The organism is Burkholderia sp. Se-20378, assembly GCF_017104665.1.
GTDB classification, from domain to species: domain Bacteria; phylum Pseudomonadota; class Gammaproteobacteria; order Burkholderiales; family Burkholderiaceae; genus Burkholderia; species Burkholderia lata.
Genome location: NZ_JAAGPG010000653.1, coordinates 1 through 237 on the forward strand (window position 1 = coordinate 1; position 237 = coordinate 237).

Consider the following 237-nt stretch of genomic DNA (forward strand, 5'->3'; position numbering starts at 1 on the left):
GTGTGGTAGGGCGACGGGTGGAGAGGGGGAGGACGAGGCTGCAGGATGAGTGGTGGGATATAAGGGAGCAGAGTTGAGAGGGGAGAGAAGAGTGTGGGGAGGTGAGAGGGGAGGGAGCGGGAGGGGGAGCGGGGACGAGGGAGGGAGGGGGGGGGGAGGGGGGAGGGGGGGGGGGGGAGGGGGGAGGGGGGGGGGGGGGAGGGGGAGAGGGGGGGGGGGGGGGGGGGTTTTTTTTTT

The 237-nt window shown here is 71.7% G+C and carries 1 protein-coding gene; it reads right to left on the minus strand.

The genetic code is table 11. The annotated features are described in order from the left end of the window. Positions 1-237 (minus strand): hypothetical protein (locus G3N93_RS42545; protein ID WP_206135064.1); only part of this gene is annotated, 237 nt, incomplete at both ends.